The sequence below is a fragment of the Actinomadura spongiicola genome (assembly GCF_003432485.1).
Lineage (GTDB): Bacteria > Actinomycetota > Actinomycetes > Streptosporangiales > Streptosporangiaceae > Spirillospora > Spirillospora spongiicola.
In genome coordinates this window covers 110,498-131,977 of sequence record NZ_QVNQ01000006.1, presented here as the reverse complement: position 1 = coordinate 131,977, position 21,480 = coordinate 110,498, and the positions used below count along the sequence as shown (strand labels likewise).

Sequence of the window (21,480 nt, the reverse complement as noted above, 5' to 3'; positions counted from 1 at the left end):
AGATTTGTCGCAAACGAAGCATGATTGGAGCACCATGCGTCAGCAGGACGAGATCGTCACCGCGGCGATCCGGTGCCTGAACGCGGATCCGACGCTGTCGATGGGACGGCTCGCCGAGGCGATCGGCGTCAGCCGGGCCACCCTGCACCGGCACTTCGCCACCCGCGACGCGCTCATGCACGCGCTCGGGTCCCGGGCCCTGGACAGTTGGGAGACCAGCCAGGACCTCTCCGGGATCGACGAGGCCGGGGCGTCCGGCGATCCGGTCCGTATCGCCGTCACGCTGGAGACACTGATCCGCCGGTTCGTCACCGACGCCGAGGAACACGGCTACGCCCTGACCGCGCACACCACCGCCGCGCTACCGGACCTCGCCGACCGGACCGACCGGCTGGAACGGCGGGAACTCGCCTTCTACACCGCGGCCCAGCGCGCCGGTGTGATCCGGCCGGACCTGCCGGCCGCCTGGATCGGCAACCACGTGTACGGGCTCATGGTCGCCGTCCGCGAAAGCCTCCACCAGGGCAGTGTCGCCCGCCGCGACATCGAGGAACACGTCCTGACCACCCTGCGCGACGGTATCGGCGGGCCCACCTCGTGACCGCCACCGCCTCGCCGCGCGGCGTCGGCGCCGTCCCGCCGCCGCACCCGCACCGGTGGGCGGGGCTCGCGGTCCTGTCCGCGAGCCTGCTCCTCATCGTCATGGACATCACGATCCTGAACGTGGCGCTGCCGGAGATGTCGGCCGACCTGCGGCCCGGCGCGGTCGAACTGCTCTGGATGGTGGACGCGTACTCGCTGGTCGTCGCGGGGCTGCTGGTGACGGCCGCCGCGCTCGGGGACCGGTGGGGACGCAGGCGGATGCTGGTCGCCGGGTTCTCGGTCTTCGGGCTCGCGTCCCTCGCGGTCCTGGTCGCCGGCTCCCCCGGCGAGGTGATCGCGATCCGCGCGCTGCTCGGCGCGGGCGGCGCGATGATCATGCCGTCCACGCTGTCGATGATCCGGCACCTGTTCACCGACCCCCGGGAACGGGCCACCGCGCTCGGCGTGTGGGCCACCACCGCCGCGCTCGGCGCCGCCCTCGGCCCGATCATCGGTGGGCTACTGCTGGAGGCATCCAGCTGGCATTCGGCGTTCCTCGTGCACGTACCGGTGATGGCGGTCGCGATCGTCGCGGCGTTGTGGCTGCTGCCCGAGTCCCGCAACCCCCGGCCGGGTCGCTGGGACGCGGCGGGCACCGTGCTGTCCATCGTCGGGATGACCGCGCTCGTCTACACGATCAAGGACGTCGGGGAGGACGGGATCACCGGCGCGAACCTCGTGACCGGGATCGTCGCCGTCACCGGGCTGGGCTGGTTCGTCCGGCGATGCCTGCGGCGCCCGGAGCCGCTGCTGGACGTGCGGCTGTTCCGCGGCAGGGCGTTCACCGCGGGCACGGCCGTGGCGCTGATCTCCAGCCTCTCGATCGCGGCGATGATGCTGCTGCTGGCGCAGTGGATGCAGCTCGTCCAGGGCTATTCGGCGCTGGAGACCGGCATCCGGCTGCTGCCCGAGGTGGTCGGCGCGGCCGTGTTCTCACCGCTGGCGCCGGCGCTGGCCGCCCGGCTCGGCGCCCGGACGGTCCTCGCGGGCGGGCTGGCCGTCGGCGGCATCGGCTATCTGGTGATCTTCGTGGCCGGGGAGCCGCTCGGCTACTGGCCCGTCGCGGCCTCGACGTTCCTGGTCGGCGTCGGCATGGGCGCGCTCGCCGTCGCGTCCGCGGTCATCATGGCCGGGGCGCCGCCCGAACGGTCCGGCAGCGCGGCGGCGATCGAGGAGACCGGCTACGAGCTCGGCGCCACGCTGGGCGTCGCCGTCCTGGGCAGCGTCGCCGCCGCCGTGTACCGCGACGGGCTCTCCGGCTTCGACCTCGCGGGGCACGGCGTCTCGGGGCGGGCGGCGCATGACGTCCGGGAGTCGCTCGGCGGCGCGATGGAGGTGGCCCGCGGTGCCGGCGCGGCCGGAAACGAGCTGGCCGCCCGTGCCCAGGAGGTGTTCACCACCTCGCTGAGCTGGGCGAGCCTCGCGGGCGGCGCCCTGATGCTCGGCGCCGCGGGCGTGGTCTGGGCGCTCACGCCCCGTGACCTGGACATCGGCGACGCCGAGCACTGAGACTCCTCGTCCCGACGGCTGTCAGAGCACCGCGTCGAGCTCGTCGGCGGTCGGCGGGTCGGCGCCGGGACGCGTGCACGTGATCGCGGCGGAGGCCAGCGCCGCGGCCAGCGGACCCGAGAGCGACGCCGCGTCGCCGCGCGCCAGATCGCCGCGGCGGGCGGGGTCGAGCAGGCCCCCCGCCAGGAGACCGGACAGCAGGCCCGACATGAACGCGTCCCCCGCGCCCACGGTGTCGGCGACCTCGACGACCGGCGCGGGCCGTTCGACCTGCCCGGACGCGGTGACGGCGACGCATCCGCCGGGGCCGCGGGTGACCACGGCGAGCGCTGGGCCGAGGCGGACCCACCGGTGCGCGACCTCCACCGGGTCCTCCCCCGGATACAGCCAGGCGAGGTCCTCGTCGCTGGCCTTGACCACGTCGCTGAGGGCCACCTGCCGCTCGACCCGCCGCCGTTCGGACGCCCGGTCGCGCAGCAGCGGCGGCCTGATGTTCGGGTCGTAGCCGACCGTGGGCGCCGCCGCCATCGCCGCCTCCACCGGGCCCGCCGCGAGCGCCGCCGCGATGGACCCGGCGTGCAGGACGGCCGTGTCCGGCGGCGGCTCCGGCCGGGCCGACGCCCAGGAGATCGCGAAGTCGTAGGACGGGACGCCCAGCTCGTCCACCGACACGACGGCGAGCGGGGTGAACGGCTCCGCCCACCCGGCGGGCGTCACCCCGGACGCGGTCAGATGCTCGGTGACCAGGCGGCCGAACGCGTCCTCACCGAGGCCCGTCACGAGCGTCACCGCGAGGCCGAGCCGCCCGAGTCCGACCGCGACGTTCGCGGGGCCGCCGCCGGGATCGGCCCGGAACCGCCGTCCACCGGCGTCCCCGACCAGGTCGACCAGGGCCTCGCCGACCACCACGATCCGGGCCATCGCGTCCCTCCTCAGCAGCCGGCGTCCGGCGTGTCCACATTCTCCTCCGTGCGGGCGGCCGCGTCTGTGGCCGAGCCGGGGTCGGGTCCGTCACCTGGTCTGGTGGGTCCCGTTCGGGGACGGCGTCAACCGCGTGTGCGGAAGTCGGATCGCGACGAGGAGGCCGCCGGTGGGACGGGGCGTGAGGTCGAGGGTTCCGCCGTGCGCCCGGACGATGCTGTGCACGATGGCCAGCCCGAGGCCGACACCGGCGTGCTCCTCGGCGCGCACCCGTTGCGTTCCGCGTTGGAAGGGTTCGGTGAGGGTCGGGACGAGGTCCGGCGAGACCAGCTCACCGGAGTTCTCGACCCACAGCACGCTCACGTCCCGCTCCGTCCGGGTGTGGACGGTGATGGTGCCGCCGGTGGGGTGGTTGTGGACGATGGCGTTCTGGACGAGGTTCGTCACCATCCGCAGGAGAAGCTCCGCGGAGCCGAAGGTCCGCGTCTCCTCGCCGGTGACGTCCAGGGTGATCTGGCGCTGTTCGGCGAGCGGGAGCAGCATTTCGGCGGCCTGCTCGGCGATGAGGGACAGGTCGACGGGTTCGCGGGTGAAACTTTGCCGGTCGGCGCGGCTGAGCAGCAGAAGGGCCTCGGTGAGGTCGATCGCCCGGGTGTTGACGATGCGGAGGCGTTTGAGGAGTTCGCCGCGGTCCCAGGCGGGGTCACTGCGGGCGACGTCGAGGAGCGTCTGCGAGATGGCGAGCGGGGTGCGCAGTTCGTGGGAGGCGTTCGCGGCGAACCGTTGCTGCTCGGTGACGTGGGCCTCAAGCCGCCCGAGCATGGTGTCGAACACGTCGGCGAGTTCGCGGAACTCGTCGTTGGGGCCTTCCATACGGATGCGGTGGGACAGGGATCCGTTGGCGGCCCGGCGCGCCGCGTCCGCGATCTGGTTGAGGGGCGCGAGCATCCGGCCCGCGAGGAGCCACCCTCCCACGAGCCCGAACCCCAGAAGGAAGATCAGGGCTTGGGTCGCGCGGGGAACGAAGGCGGCCTGGAGGTCGGAGCGGTTCGGCATGGACGGCTGGGGCGGCCCGCCGTCCTTCCGGTGGCCCGGCTCGACGACGAGCACCCCGTCGGGCACGTAGCGCAGCAGGAACACCCACACCACGGCCAGCAGGAGGAACCCGGCGACCATGAGGAACCCGGCGTAGCTCAGGGTGAGTTTCAGCCGGGCGCTGAGCCCCGGGGGCCTAGTCACCGGCGCCGCCGGGGCCGGCCGGGGCGCCGCCGGTGTCGATGCGGTAGCCGACACCGGGCACCGTGGCGATCAACCATGGTTGCCCGAGACGTTTCCGCAGAGCGGAAACGGTGATGCGGACGGCGTTGGTGAAGGGGTCGGCGTTGGCGTCCCAGGCCCGCTCCAGCAGCTCCTCGGCGCTGACGACACCGCCCTCGGCGGCGACGAGGACCTCGAGCACCGCGAACTGCTTGCGGGTCAGCGCGACATAGCGTCCGTCCCGGAAGACCTCCCGCCGGAACGGGTCCAGCCGCAGGCCCGCGATCTCGCGGACGGGAGGCCGGGCGTGCGCGCGCCTGCGGTCCAGCGCCCGCAGCCGCAGCACCAGCTCCCGGAAATCGAACGGCTTGGTGAGATAGTCGTCGGCGCCGAGCTCGAACCCCGACGCCTTGTCGTCGATCCGGTCGGCGGCGGTCAGCATGAGGATCGGGATGCCGCTGCCGGACGCGACGATCCTGCGGGCGATCTCGTCGCCGGACGGTCCGGGGATGTCGCGGTCGAGGACGGCCAGGTCGTAGGAGTTGACGCCGAGCAGCTCCAGGGCGGAGTGGCCGTCGCCCGCGATGTCCGCGGCGATCGCCTCCAGCCGCAGCCCATCACGGATGGCCTCGGCCAGGTAGGGCTCGTCCTCCACGATCAGCACGCGCATCCCCGAAGGGTATGCAACAGGACATATCGCCAGCATATTCGAACCGGAACCCCCCGCCAGGGATCATGACTTTCCCTGCCCCGGGCGGGGCACGGTGGCGCCGTCGACCAGCCGCCCGAGCAGCCGCGGATAGGGCAGCCCGGCCGCGGCGAACATCCTCGGCACCTGAGAGTGGGCCGTCATGCCCGGCATGGTGTTGACCTCGTTGAGGACGGGCCCGTGGTCGGTGAGGAAGAAGTCGACGCGGGCGACGCCGGCGCAGCCGAGCGCGTCGAACATCCGCAGCGCCGCCCTGGTCAGCGCCGCCGACTCCGTGCCGTCGAGGTCGGCGGGCACACTGAACCGGGCCGACCCGTCGTACTTCGCCCGGGTGTCGAACAGGCCGTCGGCGTGGATCTCCAGTGGCGGCGACGCCCATCGACGGCCATCGGCCTCCCGCAGGACGGCCACGTCGATCTCCCGTCCCGCCACGACGTCCTCGACCAGGATCCGGTCGTCGAACCGCGCCGCGTGGCGCAGCGCCTCGCGCAACTCGGCGGCGTCGCGGGCCAGGGCGACACCGAAACTCGACCCGGCCGAGACGGGCTTCACCACAGCCTCTTTCTCGAACTCGACATCGGCGATGTCCGACGCCGCGACCAGGCGGCCCGGAGCGGTGCGGACGTTCACGGCCCGCGCGACGAGCTTCGTCGTCCACTTGTCCATGCCGATCGCCCCGGCGCGCAGGCCGGAGCCGACCATCCGGACGTGCGCCAGGGCGCACAACGCCGCGAGGGTGCCGTCCTCGCCGGACGGACCGTGCACCGCGGGGAAGACGACGTCGGCCCATTCGATGACGCTCAACGCCGCCGCCAGGGAACCGGCCGCCCGCGACCCGAGCGCGGCGGCCCCCGCTCGCCACGTCCCGTCACGGTCGATGGTCAACTCCTCGACCTCGAACCCGCCCTCATGCAGCCCCCGCGCGATCGCTCTGGCCGTGGCCAGGGAGACGTCGTGTTCGGCGTTCTCGCCGCCGCCGACCACCGCGATTCGCCGTGTCATCCGATGCTCCTTCGCACGCGCGGCCCGATGCCGGTGACGATGGTGTGCGGAATGGTCCCGGCCCAGCGGGCCCAGTCCTGGACGGTGGGCGTCGCTCCCCCGTCCGGCCCGAACACGGTCGCGGACGTGCCGACCGGGAACGCCACGGCACCGGTATCGATCACGATCTGATCCATCGAGATCCGTCCGACGACCGGGAAACGCCGCCCGCGGACCTCGACACCCGCCTCGGACGAGCACTCACGCGGGATCCCGTCGGCGTACCCGACGGGCAGGACGCTCAGATGGGTGGCGCGATCGGTGACGTACGCGCCGTCGTAACCGACCGGCGTGCCGGCAGCGGCCTCCGTGGTGTGGACGATCGGTGCCGTCAGACGGGACGCGCCGTTCATCTCCACGGTTCCGGAGGGGTCGATGCCGACCAGCCCCGCCCCCACGCGGACCATGTCGAAGTGGGTCGCCGGGTCGGTCAGCGTCCCCGACGTGGCCGCGAGATGGGCCGGCGGCGATCCCAGCCCCGCCGCCCGGACCGTCCGCCGCGCCTGGCGCATGGCGGCGACCGCCGGGACGTTCGCGGCGGGGTCGGCCCGGTCCGACAGCGCGAGGTGCCCCATGACCCCCACGACGCGGACCCTGCGGGCCTCGCCACCACGCCGGGCGAGATCGACCAGTTCGTCCCACCGCCCGCGCGGACAACCGCCGCGCGACATCCCGGTGTCCACATGGAGATGGACCCGCACCGGCGACGTGGCTCCGGCGACGAGCGCGCCGAGTTCGTCCACCGACCCGACCGCGACATCGATCCCGGCGGCCACCGCCGCCTCGACGTCGATGCCGCCGGGGTGCAGCCAGGTCAGGATCGGCACCGTCAACCCCGCGGCGCGCAACGCGCACGCCTCCGCGACGCTCGTCGTCCCCAGCCACCCGGCGCCGGCGGCGACCGCGGCTTTGGCGACCGGAACGGCACCGTGCCCGTAGCCGTCGGCCTTGACCACCGCCATGATGGGGCTCTGCGTCCGCGCACGGACCTTGGCCACGTTCGCGGTCACCGCCACCGGCAGCGTCCGCAAGGTCGGCGGCCGGAGGATCTCCGCGCGGCGCTCAAGCGCGACCGGGCCCCGGTTCACGGCCGCCTCCCCTGCATGTACATCGGCGGGCACCCGTCGTCGGCGGCACGCGCACGCCGCGCGCCCGGATGCGGCAAACGGACCGGGGGAACCGTTCGGTACTCGAAGTGCCACCATTCGTTGTCGTAGACGCGGTAGAGCCCGTACCTTCCACCGTGCTGTTCGAGCCACCGCGCGCCCTCGGTCGGTCGGACGTCGATCGCGAGCCCCCGCACATGGCTGGACTCCTCCGGCGGCAGCACCCGGCGCCGCGCCGCCGCCACCGAGCCGGTGCGCCGCACCTCCTTCGTGAAGATCTGGTACTGCTCGACCGGGTCCCGGTACCCCGAGGTGAGACCGATCAGTTGCCGGTCACGCCAGAACGCCTCGGCCCGCGCTCGGGTGAACGCCGCCAACGCCTCCGGTGCCAGCCCACGCAGATCCTCGGCGGGAAAACGCATCCCCAACGCCCACTGGCAGGCCAGGAACCGGGCATGGCCCGGCGCGCGGCACCAGGCGACCGGCACCAGCAACACCGCGACGAGCCGGGTGACGACGGCCAGGACACGAACTCTGATCTCCAGGGACCTCGTCATCGCTCACCGCCACCGCGCACCCACACCCGGACGGCATGACGACCGTCCGATCTTCGACCTCGACCGTCGGAGAAGATCGTCAGGCTGGCCGGGACGGATCCGCGCGGGCAACGGGTCGCTGATGGCGGTGATGCGCTGTGGTCCATGCCTCCACTGAAGGCGGAAGGCCGTTGTCAGGGCGTATCCGGTTTTCGATACACCCGCGATACATCGCCCGCCCCCCCGGCGCCGACCGCCCTCGCCCCGGCGGACCTTCTGCTCGCTCCTGACCGCGCGGGAGGCGGGTCGCGCCTCGCCGCTCTCGGTGCGGTTCCGCGAAAAAGAAATGCGACAACCACCTGCGGTCATCCGTTTAAACCTGTTGCGGGGGGTTTACTTCTGATGATTTCAAGTCCACCATAACTCGTGTCGTCAAGATCACGGCGACAAACATCTGCCCCACCCCCGCAGAAAGGGCCTCCTTTCCGGCCGGCCGGGTTCCGCCCTGCCCGACGAGCATCGTCTTCGGCACGGCCATGCCCCTCTCGCTTCGCCCGGGCAACACAGAAACACGCGGAAGTCTTTCGCCATGCCCTGGAGTGAAACCGGTACGGCAGTATGCACCGAGCAAGAAAGAAGGGAACGTGTTCAGAAGTCCTGCAACGTGGGTGGCCGTTTCGGCGCTCACGGTTTCAAGCTTCGTCCTGCCCGCCACCACCGGCGCCGCCGCCGACGCCCCGCGGGCCCACCAATTCCAGCGCCTGTACTCGGAAATCGGATCTCCGAACGCGGCCAATCCCAGGTTAGGACCGTCCAGACGCGGCGGAGTACGTCTGGTGAGTCCGGGAACGGTCGCGGACGCCTCCAAGACGAGGATTCCGGCGCGCGCACCGTCCGGCGCCCGGACCCCCGGGACCGCTGCCCTCGCGTCGGTGCCGGTGGGCATCGGCCCGGTCCGCAACGGCACGTTCCTCTCCTTCAACCTGGCCGACTACCTGCAACTCAAGGTGAACACCGGCTCCGGCAACGCGATGGTGCGCACCACTGACATGTCGCTTCCCGGGGTCGGCGGCAATGTGACCGTGGGGGCCGTTTACAACAGCCTGTTGCATGCCGCCGACGTGCCCACCGGTGTCGTCTCGCCGGGCTGGCGCACCCGCCTGGGTCAGGACGTCCGGTTATACAAGAACAGCGACGACTCGGTCACTTTCGCCGGACCGGACGGGGTGTCGGGTGTGTTCACCCCGTCCGGATCGGGCTACACCACGCCCAAGGAGTTCAAGGGCGATCTGGTGACCCAGTCAGGCGGCGGATGGAAGTACACCGACCACGGCTCGGGCCGGAAGCATCACTTCGACTCCTCGGGCCTGCCGACCAAACTGGAGGACCGCAACGGCAACGTCACCGATTTCGGCTACACCTCCGGGAACATCTCCACGATCACCTACAAACCCAAGGGGGAAACGACCGGCCGGCAGATCAACGTCGCTTCGTACGGCGATCGCATCACCAGGTACGCGCAGGAGAAGGCCGGGGGCGGTCGCCGCGTCGCGGTCTACACCTACGACGCCGCCAACCGGCTCCAGCGGATCCAGGAACCGGCGGGTGAGGTGATGTCGTTCGGTTACGACGGCTCCGGCCGGCTCAACTCCGTTTCCAACGGAAAGGGCGCGGTCACCGAACTGGTCTACGACGGCGACCACCGCGTCCTGTCGGTCACGCGGGTGGGGTCCACCGACCGGCAGGTGACGAGACTGGCCTACCCGTCCGACACCGAGACGCAGGTGGCCGACCCCAACACCGACCAGTCCAAGCCCGTCGAGGACGTCCCGCACACCACCTACACGCTCAACTCCAACGACCGGGTCACCAAGACCGTCGACCCGGCGGGCAAGACCCGTTCCAAGTCCTACACCCCGTTCAGCGACGTCGCCTCGTACGAGAACGCCAACCAGGGCCTGACCTCCAACACCTTCGGCGCCAACGGGGGCGAGTCGCCGACCCGGTCCGCGTCGCCGACCGGCGCCACGTCGTCGCTCACGTACGGCAACTCGCCCACGGGCCAGAACCCGACCGCCGCGTACCAGCCCTCGGCCGGGTCCGACACCCAGGGGAACGCCAGCGCCTACACCTACGACGGTCCGGGCAATCTGTCATCGGCCAAGAACGCGCTCGCGGCCGAGGCCAAGCTCGCCTACAACGGCGACGGAACGGTCAAGGAGTCCACCGACCCCGGCAACGGCACCAACTCCACCACCTACTCCTACGACGACAACCACCAGTTGAAGTCGGTCACCCCGCCGACCGGCAACAGCCTCGGACGCAAGAGCCTCACCTACGACGGCTACGGGCGGCTCGACACCCTCACGGACGGCAACGGCAAGAAGACCAGCTACACCTACGACGACAACGACCGCGTCCTGACGATCGCCTACTCCGACGGCACCCCGGAGATCACCTACACGTACGACCGCGCCGGCAACGTCCGTACCCGGACCGACGCGACCGGCACGACCACATGGACGTACACCCAACGCAACCTGCTCGGCGGACGGCACTCCACCTCTGGCGGCGGTGAGATCACCTGGCAGTACGACGCCACCGGGAACCTGGTCAACCAGCTCAACGACGCGGGCACCCTGCACTACGTGCACAGTGTCCGGAACCTGCTGACCAGCATGACCGACTACGCGGGCGGGACGTGGGAGTTCGACCACGACGACGACGGCAACCGCACCGACACCTACTTCAACCGGACCTCCGCCACCGCCTGGGCGATGCACACCCGCAACACCTTTGACGACTCCGGCCGGATCACCCGCGTCGTCACCTCGCGGGCCGGCGACGACGGCAAGAAGATCTCCGATGTCTCCTACTGCTACTCCGAACGGGGCTCCGCCACGTCGTGCGACACCGGCAAGTCCAACGACACCGGCCTGCGGCAGTGGAGCAAGGACAACCTCACCGGAACGATCAGCGACTACACCTACGACAAGGGCAACCGCCTGACCAAGGCCACCAACGTCGCCGGACACACCTACGAATACCGGTATGACGAACGCGGCAACCGCACCTCCGTCACGAGGGACGGAACCGAGACCCAGCGGCTGACCTTCAACTCCGCCAACCAGGTGACGACCGGCGGCGAGACCTACGACGCCGCCGGCAACCGCACCGCCGGAAACGGGCTCGAAGGCACCTACAACGCGGCCCGCCAGACCACCCGGTTCACCAGGGGCACCAGCACGATCGCCTACGCGTACGCCGGTCCCGGCCAGGCCGAGATGACCACCGCGAAGGGCCTGTCGGTGGTCTACGGGCGGTCCGCGAGCACGAGCGGCGGAATCGTCTCCTACACCAACGGCAGCACCACCGTCTGGATGATCCATGACAGCGGCGGGACCCCGCTCGGCTACCTCTGGGACGGCAAACCCCACGCGTTCGGAAGCGACGGCCTGGGCTCGGTCACCTCGATCGTGTCCCCGGCCGGCACGCGGGCGGCCGCCTACACCTACGGTCCGTACGGCGAGACCACCGCGGACAACGGCTGGCAGTCGGCCATCAACCTTATGCGCTACACGGGCGGCCTGCACGACCCGGCGAGCGGCCTACTCAAACTCGGCGACCGCTTCTATGACTACGGTCACGGCCGCTTCACCCAGCAGGACACGGTCAACGCCGTCGGCGACCCCAGGACCGGCAACCGGTACGCCTACGCCGGTGACAATCCCATCAACAACCTCGATCCCACGGGGCACTACTACGAGCAGTTCAAGATCGATGTCTGCTACTTCGCCTGTGTCGGTTTCGGGGTCGCGACCGGGGACGGCGGGACACGTCCGATCGGCACGGTGGGCCTCGGCCTGGACGTCGGCGTCGGCGGCTCCGCGACCGCCAACACCGGCCAGGTCCAGCAAGGGGTCACGGTCGGTGGTAGCTGTAGCGCACCGGGCCTCACCGCCGCGTCCGAGATCTCGATGACCGGCGAGGCCGGTGCGAGCGCGGGGGTGACCACGGGCACCGAGTACGGATGTGCCCTGGAGGAGACGTTCACCATGTGACATCCCCGGGCTTTCCCTGACGGAGTGATCCCGGCCGTTCTCCCATCGTGGAGCGGCGGCCGGGATCACACCGGTCCTGGTCACTTCCGCCGCGCCATCCGGGACAATGTCACGAGGGTCATCACGAGGATTCCCACGATCAGCACGGCGGTCAGAACCACCGCTATCGGACTGTTGATTCCGTTGGCTGCGATGATGTTCTCGGCGGATATCGAACCGCGCATCGCGAGCCTCCAATCATTGTGGACGGTCACCGTCGCCGACGCTCGGCATCAAGGAAGTTCGCGGTCCCGTTTCCGGTGGCCCCGCTCGTCGTAGGGCGTTGACCAGCCCTGCTCGGCGTAATGGCGGTTGACGCGAGAACGCAGGCCTCGCGGGACCCAGTAGACGGCGGGCCCGGGTCCCCTCTTCCGCAGTCTCAGCAACGTCACCGCCATCACAATGATCATGAAGGCGAGTATCACCACGAAGATCGCGTCCATGCCGTATCACCCTCGCTGAGTTCGGCGTTCGATCTTCCCTTATTCCCTCGCTGGTCGAACCAAACGGCGCCGGGCCGGCACGACAATTCGACGGTGGATCACCAGTGGTCGTGGTGGAGGGCCTCGGTCAGAGGGCGGCGACGGCGCCAGCCGTGCCGTTCGAGGTCCGGAGTGTCGTGATGACGGGCGACCGGGCCCACGCACAACCAGGCCACCGGACGGATCGTCTCCGGAATGCCGAGCAGGCGACGCAGAAACGGCTCCCGGTAGAACGACACCCAGCCGACGCCCAGCCGTTCCGCGGTCGCCGCCAGCCACAGATTCTGAATGGCCAGGCACACCGAGTACAGGCCCGTGTCGGCGATCGCATGGCGTCCGAGAACCGCCGGGCCGCCGCGCTCGGGATCGTAGGTGACCACGATCGAGAGACTCGACTCCAGAATCCCCTCGACCTTGATTCCGGCGAACCGGGCGGCGGCGTCCCCCTCAAGGGTGGCGGCGAACGTCGCGCGTTCCGTCTGGACGTGCGCGTGAAAGGCGCCCCGTACGGCCGGATCGTTGACGAGGACGAAATCCCAGGGCTGCGACAACCCGACGCTGGGCGCGGCATGCGCGGCCGCAAGAACGCGGTCGAGCGCGTCGCCCGGGATCGGCGCCCCGGTGAACTCGGCGCGCACGTCGCGGCGGCGGTGGATGACGTCGTAGATGTTCAAGGCAGGCTCCCGCTGCGTCGGGCCACCGTGAACGGTGGCCGCCGGAGCGAGGCCGGTCTTCGGACTTCCGGATCGACGCCTATTCGTCCGCCTTCCCGACCTGACGGTCAGTGACCGCGCGATATCGCGCATGGACGACGGCTCCCCGGTCACCGCGGCGGGCCCGTGCCGGAATTCCACCGGCTTCCCGATTCTCCCCGCAAGGGGCACCTCGCATCAGTACATGCCGCCTCAAAGGTACCGGTGTCCGCCGCCGTGGCGTCCGGCGGCGAGTTCCGCGACGAGGGTTTCGACCCGGGCACGGATCTCGTCGCGGACGAGGCGGACGGCGTCCACCCCCTGTCCTGCCGGATCATCGAGCCGCCAGTCCAGGTAACGCTTGCCGGGAAAGACAGGACAGACATCGCCGCACCCCATGGTGATGACCACGTCCGACGCCTGGACGGCGTCCACGGTGAGCACCTTGGGCGTCTCGGCGGAGATGTCGATCCCCTCTTCCGCCATTACTTCGACCACCACCGGATTGACGTGCTCGGCAGGCATCGACCCCGCGGAACGCACCTCGACGCTCTCCCCGGCGAGGTGCGTGAGGTATGCGGAGGCCATCTGCGAACGTCCGGCGTTGTGGACGCAGACGAACAGGACACTGGGCTTGTCAGGCATCGATCGTCCTCGCTTCCGTACGGCGGCGAACCCACAGGGAGACGTACACCAGGGCCACCAGGACGGGCACTTCGACGAGCGGCCCCACCACACCCGCCAAGGCCTGGCCGGAGGTGACACCGAAAGTGCCGATGGCGACGGCGATGGCGAGTTCGAAATTGTTTCCGGCGGCGGTGAACGCCAACGTCGCCGTCCGTGCGTAGGCCAGCCGAACGGCGCGACCGACGATGAACGCTCCGCCCCACATCACCGCGAAATACATCAGCAGCGGCACCGCCATGCGGGCGACGTCATAGGGCCGGTCGGTAATCGTTTCGCCCTGGAGGGCGAACAGTACGACGATGGTGAAGAGCAGACCGTACAACGCGACCGGACCGACGCGGGGCAGGAACCGGTTCTCGTACCAGTCCCGACCACGCGCCCCCTCCCCGGCGCGGCGGGTGAAGTACCCGGCTGCCAGCGGCACCCCGAGGAATACCAGCACGTTCACCACGATCTTGCCGGTCGACAGGTGCAGGTCGTCAGTGGCCAGGCCGAGCCACCCCGGCAGCACCTTGAGGTAGAACCAGCCCAGCGCACCGAACGCGACGACCTGGAAGACGGAGTTCAACGCGACGAGGACGGCTGCGGCCTCCCGGTCACCGCACGCCAGGTCGTTCCAGATGATGACCATGGCGATACAGCGGGCCAGCCCGACAATGATCAGCCCGGTCCGGTACTCCGGCAGGTCGGGCAGGAAGACCCACGCCAACGCGAACATCACCGCGGGCCCGACGACCCAGTTGAGCAACAGCGACGAGACCATCAGCCGCCGGTCGCCCGTAACGGTGTCGAGCCGGTCATACCGAACCTTGGCCAGGACCGGGTACATCATGACCAGCAGCCCGACCGCGATCGGCAGCGAGACTCCCCCGACCTCGACCGCGGACAGAACGTCGTCCAGCCCCGGCACGGCGCGGCCGAGTCCGAGCCCCGCGGCCATGGCCACCATGATCCAGGCCGGCAGCAGCCGGTCCAGCATGGACAGCCTTCCGACCAGCCCGGTCTCGGCTCCGGTCCGCGCGGTCATGTGCAGGGCCTCCTGCGACCTTCGCCCTGGACGGCACGGGCCGTGGCGGCGAGGTCACCGAGCCACACCGCGACCGCGTCCAGCGCGTCCGGCCGGAGCCGGTAGTAGGTGAACCGCCCGGACGGCTCGGCCTCCACCAGCCCGGCGTGCCGCAGCACCCGCAGATGGTTGGAGACGTTGGTCTGTCTGGCCCCGGTCTCCTCGACCAGGTGACACGTGCACAACGCCTCCTCGGCGAGCAACGTCACGATCCTGGCCCGAAGCGGATCCGCCAGCACCCTCAACACATCAGCCTCTACTGACATCACCATAGGCTGATACGTTATCCGACCGCCCACCCGAAAGCGACCACGCCGACCGACATGTACTCGTGTTTGAGAGTTCTGACCGGCTTTCCTGGCGTTTGCTCGACAAAGTATTCCTCGTACCTTCAACGCTAGCGTTTAAGGTATGACTGCCATTGAGAACGCCGTCCATGTCGTCGACGCCGCTGCCGTCATGGGGCTGCTTTCGGCTCGGCCTAGGCTGCTCGCGCTCGGGGAACCCACGCACGGCGAGGAGGATCTGCTCGAAGCGCGCAACGACCTCTTCCGGCGACTCGTCGAGCGGGAGGGCTACCGGACGATCACGATCGAGAGCGACTGCATGATGGGCCTGGTCGTCGACGACCACGTCAGCTCGGGCGCCGGTGACCTCGACGACGTCATGACGCGCGGGTTCAGCCACGAGTGGGGCGCCTTCCCGGGCAATCGCGAACTGGTGCGCTGGATGCGCGCGTACAACGCGGAGCGTCCCGCGTCCGAGCGGCTGCGGTTCGCCGGGTTCGACGGCCCGCTGGAGATCACCGGCGCCGCGAGCCCACGACAGGCCGTCACGGCGCTTCACGCGTATCTCGCCGAACGGGTCGACGGCGGCCTGCTGCCCTGTACAGCGCAAACACTCGACGAGCTACTCGGCGCCGACGACCAATGGACGAATCCGGCCGCGATGATGGAGCCGTCCCAGTCCGTGGGGCGGACGGCCGAGGCCCAGCGGCTGCGGCTGCTCGTCGATGACCTGGTCGCCCTGCTTGACGCGCAGACACCGCTCCTCGTCGCGACGTCCTCACCGGACGACTGGGATCGTGCGCGCATGTACGGACGGACCGCCACCGGGTTGCTGCGCTACCACCACTGGATGGCGGACACGTCGCCGACCCGCATGGCGAAGCTGCTGGCGGGGCGGGACTCGATGATGGCCGCCAACCTGCTCGCCCTCGCCGACCGGGGCCCGACCTTGGTGAGCGCCCACAACCTCCATCTCCAGCGGCACCGGAGCTCGATGCAGATGAGCGGTCAGCCGCATGAATGGTGGTGCGCCGGGGCGATCGTCAGCGCCCGGCTCGGTGAGGAGTACGCCTTCGTGGCGACGGCCCTGGGCACGATCTGGCACCGAGGGGTGGGGGCTCCGCCGCCTGACACCATCGAGGGGCACCTCTACGCGCTCCCCGAGGATCGATACGTCGTCGACCCCCGCCGGCTGATGGAGGTCTTCGGCGACGCGACGCCCGCTCCCCGCGTGTCCCCCTGGTTCGGCTACTTCCCGCTGGATCCGGCCCGCGTGGCGCACGAGGACGGGATCGTGTTCGTCAAGGACGCCCGGACGCGGCTCCCTTGACTTCAAGTCGACTTGAAGTCGCACGATCGGGGGCATGGACACGAACCAGACGACCGACCGTCCCGTCGACGCCACCGACGCGCTCATCGCCCTGCTCGACCTCGCGGACACCCTGCCGCAGGCGAGCGAACTGCGCGAACGTTCCTACGAGGCGCTCGCGATCACCCCCGGAGCGGCCGTGGTCGATGTCGGTTGCGGGGCCGGACGCGCGGTCACGGAAATGGCGGCACGGGGCGCGCGGGCGGTCGGCGTCGACCCCAACGAACGGATGATCGGAGTGGCCTGGAAGCGCTGGCCCACCATGGACTTCCGTGTCGCCGGTGCCTACGAGCTGCCCTTCGACGACGGAGAGCTCTACGGTTACCGGGCCGACAAGGTGTTCCACGTCCTGGACGACCCCGCCCGCGCGGTCGAAGAGGCGCGACGCGTGCTCGCCCCCGGCGGACGCATCGTGCTGGTCGGGCAGGACTGGGACACCTTCGTCATCGACGCCGACGACGCGGCGCTCACGCGCACCATCGTGCACGCCCGTGCCGACCAGGTCGTGAGTCCTCGCGTCGTCCGCCGCTCCCGCAACCTTCTGCTGGACGCGGGCTTCACCGACATCACCGTCGAGGTCCACACGGCGGTCTTCACCGACGAGACGATGCTGCCCGTACTGGTCGACCTCGCCGGAAAGGCGCACGCGGCCGGAGCGATCAGTGACGCGGAGGCCGAAACCTGGATCGACGAACAACGTGACCGCGCCCAGAACGGACGGCTGTTCTTCGCCCTTCCACTGTTCATGACCGCCGCCACGCGCCGGTGAAACCGGACGGAGACCACGCTGCGAAAAGGCGTGGTCTCCCGCCGGTCACTGTTCTCGCCATGAAGATCGCAAATGCTTCGTCGGCGAGTAGGCTGCGTGGATGACCAGCCTGAAGCCGGTTCAGTCGTCACCCGCCGTGCGAAGCAATGTCGCATTGGGAGTCGCGTACGGGTGCCTGCTTCTGGTCACCGGATTCTCGGCCGTCCTCCTGTTCGAATTCAGTGTCGATCTCGGGCTCGATTTCGTTACCGACCCGCAGGACGACCGGCAGCGGCTGGCGGCATGGCGCGGCGCGGCCGTCCTCGCCTACACCTCCGGTAGCGAGGTGGGCCAGGTGTGCGCCGTGATCGCCGGTGCGCTGGCCGCGCGGTGGCTCGGTCGCGAGAGACGGTGGTCCCGTCTGGTCGCCGCGGTCGGGGCCGGAGCGGGGTTGGCGACGACGGGCCTCGGCGTGGCCCGGTGGATGGCCGCCGACCGCATGGGAGAACTGGCGAAGAACCGGATCGAGATCGACGGGGCCCAGGGCCTTTACAAGGACCTCGATCCCACTCTGCGGCGGCACGGCTGCGTTCTGGCCGCGATCGCGGTGGCGTTCGTCCTTTATCTGGTCGCCGCCGGAATCGGAGGGGCCGCGGCCCTGCTGGAACCGCTGTGGCTGCGAAGCAGCGTCCTGGCGGCCGTGGTGGCGACGTCGATCGTGGTCATGCCCGTCGTCCATTACCTGGTCAGCCACGAACTGACCCCGTCGGGCCGATCCGGCTGATCTTCAGGGCGGCCGATCGAAGTGTTGTAGCGTATTGGTCGCTGGCACGACGGCCGGGGTGAGAAGCGTGGCGACGGTACGTTTCCATTTTACCTTTGAAGATCTCGCGCGAGTCCGGGTGGCGACGGCGGATCCGGTGACGGAGGCGCTGTTCGCGCTCCGATTTCTGCAACAGCGCGGCGAGCGTGGAATGTTCCGTCAGTGGCGTGTCGACGTCCGGGCCCGAATTTCGGGGAGCCAGGAGGTTTCCCTGCTCGCGCCGTTGCTGCCACCTGGAAAATTGGCGTTCGACCTGTTCACCCTGTGCGGGCTCACCGGATCCGTCGACGGTGCGGTGGAGACGTTGCGCGGCCGTACGGTGGAGCGCCTGTCCGCCGAGGTCGCCCATGCAGCCGCGGTGACGCCGCTGCCCGGCTGGACGCGCCACGTCGCCGCGGCCGACCGGGAATGGATCGACCTGCTCGGAACGGCCGTCCGCGGAGCCCACCGGGCGACGGTGGCGCCGTACTGGCCGCAGATCCGGGCGTGCCTGAACACCGAACGCGGCAGGCACGGCAGGGCGCTGGCGGACTTCGGCGTCGAGCGTCTGCTGGCGAGTCTGCACCCCAGCGTGCGGTGGCGTCCTCCGGTTCTGGAGATGCCGAGCCCGCACGCGCGTGAGTTCCGTCTGGGCGGCCGCGGGATGGTCGTGATCCCTTCGATGTTCTGCCGCCCGCTGCCCGCTCCGATGCTCGACTATCCCGAGGGAGAAGGCGAGGCTCCGGAGTTGTGGCTGTTCGTTCCCGTCGCCGACGTGCCCGGCACCTCTCCCGCGTCGCTGACCGATCGGGCCGCGGACGGGGACGCGCTCGCCACACTGCTGGGCCGGACCAGGGCGGCGGTGTTGCGCGCGGTGGCCGCCGGGCCGGTCACGACCGGTGGGCTGGCCCGCCGGGCCGGTGTCTCGATCTCGGTGGCCAGCCAGCAGGCCGCCGTGCTTCGAGACGCGGGCCTCATCGTCACGCGACGGGTCGGAAAGGCCGTCCTGCACACGACGACAACGACCGGTGACGCGCTTCTCGCCGATGGCGGCATCGGGCCTTCCAGCACACCCCTGACGACGGTCGAGCATCCTTTTAGCGAGCGTTGAAAGGATTGTCGCGGCAGGTGCGACCGGTCAGGATTGTGCTGTCGGTAAAACCGGAATCGCGCAATCGCCGGTTTCGATGAGGCATATGCGGGGGCACGGACGTTCGAATTTCACACTCCTGGAGTGTCGTTCGCCCGTTCGATGCCGATGAGACGGCCACGGTCCCGATCAGGTGATCGGGACCGTGGCCGTCGGCGCCCGGGGGACGGTCAGCAGACCGGTTCGAGCTCCGGGTCGTCCGCGGTGGCGGCGTCCGGCGTTTCGGCGGGCTTCGGACGCTTCGGCAGCAGGAACGCGATGCCGATCGTCACGACGGACAGCGCGGTGATGACGACGAACGCCAGCCGCATCCCGTCGAGTTGGGCGACGGCCGCCGCGGCGCCGTCCGCGATCCGGCTCTCCGCGCGTCCCGCCATCAGGGTCACGACCAGGGCGGTGCCGAGGGCCGAGGCGACCTGCTGGAGGGTGCCCAGCATCGAGCTGCCATGGGAGTACAGGTCGGCGGGCAGCGCGCCCATGCCGAGCGTGAACACCGGGGTGAACGTCGCGGCCAGCGCGACCATCAGCACGGCGTGCAGGCCGAGGATCTGCCAGTACGGCATCGCCGAGGAGATCCGGGTGAGGCCTGCCAGGGCGAGCACGATGGCCACGGAGCCGGGGATGATCAGCTTGCGGGCGCCGAAGCGGTCGAAGAGCCGTCCGATGGACGGTCCGATCAGGCCCATCGCGAGCCCGCCGGGCATCACCAGCAGGCCGGTCTCCAGCGGGGTGAGATCGCGGAGGTTCTGCAGGTAGAGCGGCAGGAGGATCATCGAGCCCATCATCGCCATGAAGCCCAGCGACATCAGCACCAGCGACAGCGTGTAGGTCGGGTGACGGAGGATGCGCAGGTCGAGCAAGGGCGTGCCGCGGCGCTGGAGCCGGAGCTGACGGACGACGAAGATCGCGATGGTGGCCAGACCGACCAGGACGATCAGCGTGGGAGCGGTAGCGCCGCCCTCACCGAAGCGGCTCAGCCCGTACACCAGGGAACCGAACCCGAAGGCCGCGGCGCCGACGCTGAACCAGTCGATGGTGCTGAGCCGCGGCTCGCCGACGTTCTCCAGCTTCGCCATGCCGCGCCAGGTGATCAGCCCCGCGATCGGCAGGACCGCCGCGAACAGCAGCCGCCACGAGCCGAGTTGCAGGATCACCCCGGAGATCGCCGGGCCCATCGCCGGGGCGACGGAGATCGCCATGGTGACGTTGCCCATCACCCGGCCACGGTCCTCCTCCGGGACGACGGTCATCAGGGTCGTCATCAGCAGTGGCATCATCACCGCGGTGCCGGCCGCCTGGACGATCCGCGCGGCCAGCAGCACTTCGAAGACCGGCGCGACCGTGGCGAGGGTGGTGCCGCCGAGGAACACGCCCATCGCGATGGCGTAGGCGCGGCGCGTGGTGACCCGCTGCAGGAACCAACCGGTCACCGGAATCACGGCGGCCATGGCGAGCATGAACGCCGTCGACAGCCACTGCGCGGCCTGCTCGGTGATCTCCAGGTCCGTCATCAACCGCGGAATCGCGTTGATCATGATGGTCTCGTTGAGGATGACCACGAACGTCGCGAGCACCAGCAGCCGGACCACGGCGGGGGTCTTGCGGGTCTGGGAGGTTGGGCCGGACGGGGCGCCATGGCGGGCGCGCTGCTTGGGGGCGGCGGGTTCGGGTGAGCTCTTCATGCCGGGGTAGACCCGCGCCGCGGCGAGAACTCATCGGTCAACGCCAGATTTCGGCCAGATTTTGGTCAATCGGGCGGCAACCTCGATCGATACGTCGCCGCGGACGGCGTGCCGTCGTCTACGGGGTCGCGGCGGGGCCGTCGTCGTCGGGGACCGGCGGGGTCTCGTCGAAGATCAGCCAGGTGCGGGTGGAGCGGACGCCCTCCACCGTGTGGATGCGGGACAGGACGATGTCGCGGAGCGAGGCGTTGTCGGGCGTGCGCAGCAGCATGATCAGATCGACATCGCCGCCGACGAACGCCATGTGCTCGATGCCGGGGATCTTCCGGAGCTGGGCCGACACGTTGCGCCACGAGTTCTGCTCGATGTTGATCAGAACGTAGGCGGCGGTGCCGAGCCCCACCCGGGCCGGGTTCACGCGGGCGGCGAAACCGGTGATGACGTCGTCGGCGATCAGCCGCTCGACACGCGTGTAGGCGTTGGAGCGCGACACGTTGACCCGTTCGGCGAGCGCCCGCATGGACAGGCGGCCGTCGGCGGCGAGTTCGCGGAGGATCGCGCGGTCGATGTCGTCGAGCGGCGGCGGCGTTCGTCCGGCGGGACCGGGCGGCAACGGTCCCCCGGAAGACGATTGGTCCATCCGCCCTCCCTGAGTTCGGCCAAGTGTCCCAAATTGCGGCGGCGTCTTGAGACT

The 21,480-nt window shown here is 70.1% G+C and carries 21 protein-coding genes and 1 riboswitch; of the genes, 7 read left to right on the top strand and 14 right to left on the bottom strand.

The genetic code is table 11. From position 1 onward, the window contains the following. Positions 1 to 34 precede the first annotated feature (34 nt). Complete coding sequence (locus D0T12_RS20395; RefSeq protein ID WP_117401248.1) at positions 35 to 601, top strand: TetR/AcrR family transcriptional regulator; 567 nt, start codon at positions 35 to 37, stop codon at positions 599 to 601. After that, entirely contained in the window at positions 598 to 2,151 is a 1,554-nt protein-coding gene (locus D0T12_RS20390; protein WP_233526186.1) for an MFS transporter, read from the top strand. The genes D0T12_RS20395 and D0T12_RS20390 overlap by 4 nt, the downstream gene beginning before the upstream one ends. Before the next feature lie 21 nt (positions 2,152 to 2,172). On the opposite strand, the gene D0T12_RS20385 is transcribed toward D0T12_RS20390, so the two are convergent. The 6 genes from D0T12_RS20385 to D0T12_RS20360 form a co-directional block, all read right to left on the bottom strand. Continuing rightward, the gene (locus D0T12_RS20385) at positions 2,173 to 3,072 is read right to left on the bottom strand and encodes a carbohydrate kinase family protein (protein ID WP_117401247.1); all 900 of its coding nucleotides are present in this window, start codon (positions 3,070 to 3,072) and stop codon (positions 2,173 to 2,175) included. Positions 3,073 to 3,162: 90 nt separating this feature from the next. Continuing rightward, entirely contained in the window at positions 3,163 to 4,311 is a 1,149-nt protein-coding gene (locus tag D0T12_RS20380; protein WP_117401246.1) for a sensor histidine kinase, read from the bottom strand. After that, complete coding sequence (locus D0T12_RS20375; RefSeq protein ID WP_117401245.1) at positions 4,304 to 4,999, bottom strand: response regulator transcription factor; 696 nt, start codon at positions 4,997 to 4,999, stop codon at positions 4,304 to 4,306. Before D0T12_RS20375 ends, D0T12_RS20380 begins: the two co-directional genes overlap by 8 nt. Before the next feature lie 63 nt (positions 5,000 to 5,062). Then, positions 5,063 to 6,040, bottom strand: a complete 978-nt coding sequence (locus D0T12_RS20370) for a D-alanine--D-alanine ligase family protein (protein ID WP_117401244.1) — start codon at positions 6,038 to 6,040, stop codon at positions 5,063 to 5,065. After that, entirely contained in the window at positions 6,037 to 7,167 is a 1,131-nt protein-coding gene (gene alr / locus D0T12_RS20365; RefSeq protein WP_199487583.1) for an alanine racemase, read from the bottom strand. Before alr ends, D0T12_RS20370 begins: the two co-directional genes overlap by 4 nt. After that, positions 7,164 to 7,742 carry a M15 family metallopeptidase gene (locus D0T12_RS20360; protein WP_117401242.1) on the bottom strand — a complete coding sequence of 193 codons (579 nt, stop codon included), beginning with the start codon at positions 7,740 to 7,742 and terminating at the stop codon, positions 7,164 to 7,166. Before D0T12_RS20360 ends, alr begins: the two co-directional genes overlap by 4 nt. A gap of 815 nt (positions 7,743 to 8,557) precedes the next feature. Between D0T12_RS20360 and D0T12_RS20355 the strand changes: the two genes are divergently transcribed. Then, positions 8,558 to 11,782 carry an RHS repeat-associated core domain-containing protein gene (locus D0T12_RS20355; RefSeq protein ID WP_158581552.1) on the top strand — a complete coding sequence of 1,075 codons (3,225 nt, stop codon included), beginning with the start codon at positions 8,558 to 8,560 and terminating at the stop codon, positions 11,780 to 11,782. 80 nt (positions 11,783 to 11,862) lie between these two features. On the opposite strand, the gene D0T12_RS35430 is transcribed toward D0T12_RS20355, so the two are convergent. From D0T12_RS35430 to D0T12_RS20330, 6 genes are all read right to left on the bottom strand, one after another. Further along, on the bottom strand, positions 11,863 to 12,036 hold the full coding sequence (locus D0T12_RS35430; protein ID WP_158581551.1) for a hypothetical protein: 174 nt from the start codon (positions 12,034 to 12,036) through the stop codon (positions 11,863 to 11,865). 18 nt (positions 12,037 to 12,054) lie between these two features. Then, positions 12,055 to 12,264: a hypothetical protein gene (locus D0T12_RS20350; protein WP_117401240.1), complete on the bottom strand. Its 210-nt coding sequence runs from the start codon at positions 12,262 to 12,264 to the stop codon at positions 12,055 to 12,057. Positions 12,265 to 12,362: 98 nt separating this feature from the next. After that, on the bottom strand, positions 12,363 to 12,977 hold the full coding sequence (gene bluB / locus D0T12_RS20345) for a 5,6-dimethylbenzimidazole synthase (protein WP_117401239.1): 615 nt from the start codon (positions 12,975 to 12,977) through the stop codon (positions 12,363 to 12,365). Positions 12,978 to 13,010: 33 nt separating this feature from the next. After that, positions 13,011 to 13,206: riboswitch (cobalamin riboswitch) on the bottom strand. A 2-nt stretch (positions 13,207 to 13,208) separates the two neighbouring features. After that, complete coding sequence (locus tag D0T12_RS20340) at positions 13,209 to 13,640, bottom strand: arsenate reductase ArsC (RefSeq protein WP_117401238.1); 432 nt, start codon at positions 13,638 to 13,640, stop codon at positions 13,209 to 13,211. Then, positions 13,633 to 14,709, bottom strand: a complete 1,077-nt coding sequence (gene arsB / locus D0T12_RS20335) for an ACR3 family arsenite efflux transporter (protein ID WP_117401237.1) — start codon at positions 14,707 to 14,709, stop codon at positions 13,633 to 13,635. Before arsB ends, D0T12_RS20340 begins: the two co-directional genes overlap by 8 nt. Continuing rightward, the gene (locus tag D0T12_RS20330) at positions 14,706 to 15,020 is read right to left on the bottom strand and encodes an ArsR/SmtB family transcription factor (RefSeq protein ID WP_117401236.1); all 315 of its coding nucleotides are present in this window, start codon (positions 15,018 to 15,020) and stop codon (positions 14,706 to 14,708) included. The genes arsB and D0T12_RS20330 overlap by 4 nt, the downstream gene beginning before the upstream one ends. A gap of 139 nt (positions 15,021 to 15,159) precedes the next feature. Here D0T12_RS20330 and D0T12_RS20325 point away from each other — a divergent pair, with 139 nt between their 5' ends. The 4 genes from D0T12_RS20325 to D0T12_RS20310 all read left to right on the top strand — a co-directional run bounded on the left by D0T12_RS20325 (position 15,160) and on the right by D0T12_RS20310 (position 19,065). Continuing rightward, entirely contained in the window at positions 15,160 to 16,365 is a 1,206-nt protein-coding gene (locus tag D0T12_RS20325; protein WP_117401235.1) for an erythromycin esterase family protein, read from the top strand. Positions 16,366 to 16,399: 34 nt separating this feature from the next. Continuing rightward, positions 16,400 to 17,173, top strand: a complete 774-nt coding sequence (locus D0T12_RS20320) for a methyltransferase domain-containing protein (protein WP_117401234.1) — start codon at positions 16,400 to 16,402, stop codon at positions 17,171 to 17,173. A 100-nt stretch (positions 17,174 to 17,273) separates the two neighbouring features. Next, positions 17,274 to 17,936: a hypothetical protein gene (locus D0T12_RS20315; protein WP_147339561.1), complete on the top strand. Its 663-nt coding sequence runs from the start codon at positions 17,274 to 17,276 to the stop codon at positions 17,934 to 17,936. Between the two features lie 118 nt (positions 17,937 to 18,054). Next, positions 18,055 to 19,065: an ArsR/SmtB family transcription factor gene (locus tag D0T12_RS20310; protein ID WP_117401232.1), complete on the top strand. Its 1,011-nt coding sequence runs from the start codon at positions 18,055 to 18,057 to the stop codon at positions 19,063 to 19,065. 209 nt (positions 19,066 to 19,274) lie between these two features. Here D0T12_RS20310 and D0T12_RS20305 read toward each other — a convergent pair whose 3' ends face one another. Further along, the gene (locus tag D0T12_RS20305; RefSeq protein ID WP_117401231.1) at positions 19,275 to 20,786 is read right to left on the bottom strand and encodes an MDR family MFS transporter; all 1,512 of its coding nucleotides are present in this window, start codon (positions 20,784 to 20,786) and stop codon (positions 19,275 to 19,277) included. Between the two features lie 118 nt (positions 20,787 to 20,904). Further along, a complete protein-coding gene (locus tag D0T12_RS20300) occupies positions 20,905 to 21,426 on the bottom strand; it encodes an Lrp/AsnC family transcriptional regulator (protein WP_117401230.1) in 522 nt (173 codons plus the stop codon). Positions 21,427 to 21,480: the final 54 nt, after the last annotated feature.

Coding starts and splice junctions, on each gene's coding strand:
- D0T12_RS20395 (WP_117401248.1), top strand. CDS start 35: ATGCGTCAGCAGGACGAGATCGTCACCGCGGCGATCCGGTGCCTGAAC.
- D0T12_RS20385 (WP_117401247.1), bottom strand. CDS start 3,072: ATGGCCCGGATCGTGGTGGTCGGCGAGGCCCTGGTCGACCTGGTCGGG.
- D0T12_RS20375 (WP_117401245.1), bottom strand. CDS start 4,999: ATGCGCGTGCTGATCGTGGAGGACGAGCCCTACCTGGCCGAGGCCATC.
- D0T12_RS20370 (WP_117401244.1), bottom strand. CDS start 6,040: ATGACACGGCGAATCGCGGTGGTCGGCGGCGGCGAGAACGCCGAACAC.
- D0T12_RS20360 (WP_117401242.1), bottom strand. CDS start 7,742: ATGACGAGGTCCCTGGAGATCAGAGTTCGTGTCCTGGCCGTCGTCACC.
- D0T12_RS20350 (WP_117401240.1), bottom strand. CDS start 12,264: ATGGACGCGATCTTCGTGGTGATACTCGCCTTCATGATCATTGTGATG.
- D0T12_RS20340 (WP_117401238.1), bottom strand. CDS start 13,640: ATGCCTGACAAGCCCAGTGTCCTGTTCGTCTGCGTCCACAACGCCGGA.
- arsB (WP_117401237.1), bottom strand. CDS start 14,709: ATGACCGCGCGGACCGGAGCCGAGACCGGGCTGGTCGGAAGGCTGTCC.
- D0T12_RS20330 (WP_117401236.1), bottom strand. CDS start 15,020: ATGGTGATGTCAGTAGAGGCTGATGTGTTGAGGGTGCTGGCGGATCCG.
- D0T12_RS20325 (WP_117401235.1), top strand. CDS start 15,160: ATGACTGCCATTGAGAACGCCGTCCATGTCGTCGACGCCGCTGCCGTC.
- D0T12_RS20320 (WP_117401234.1), top strand. CDS start 16,400: ATGGACACGAACCAGACGACCGACCGTCCCGTCGACGCCACCGACGCG.
- D0T12_RS20315 (WP_147339561.1), top strand. CDS start 17,274: ATGACCAGCCTGAAGCCGGTTCAGTCGTCACCCGCCGTGCGAAGCAAT.
- D0T12_RS20305 (WP_117401231.1), bottom strand. CDS start 20,786: ATGAAGAGCTCACCCGAACCCGCCGCCCCCAAGCAGCGCGCCCGCCAT.
- D0T12_RS20300 (WP_117401230.1), bottom strand. CDS start 21,426: ATGGACCAATCGTCTTCCGGGGGACCGTTGCCGCCCGGTCCCGCCGGA.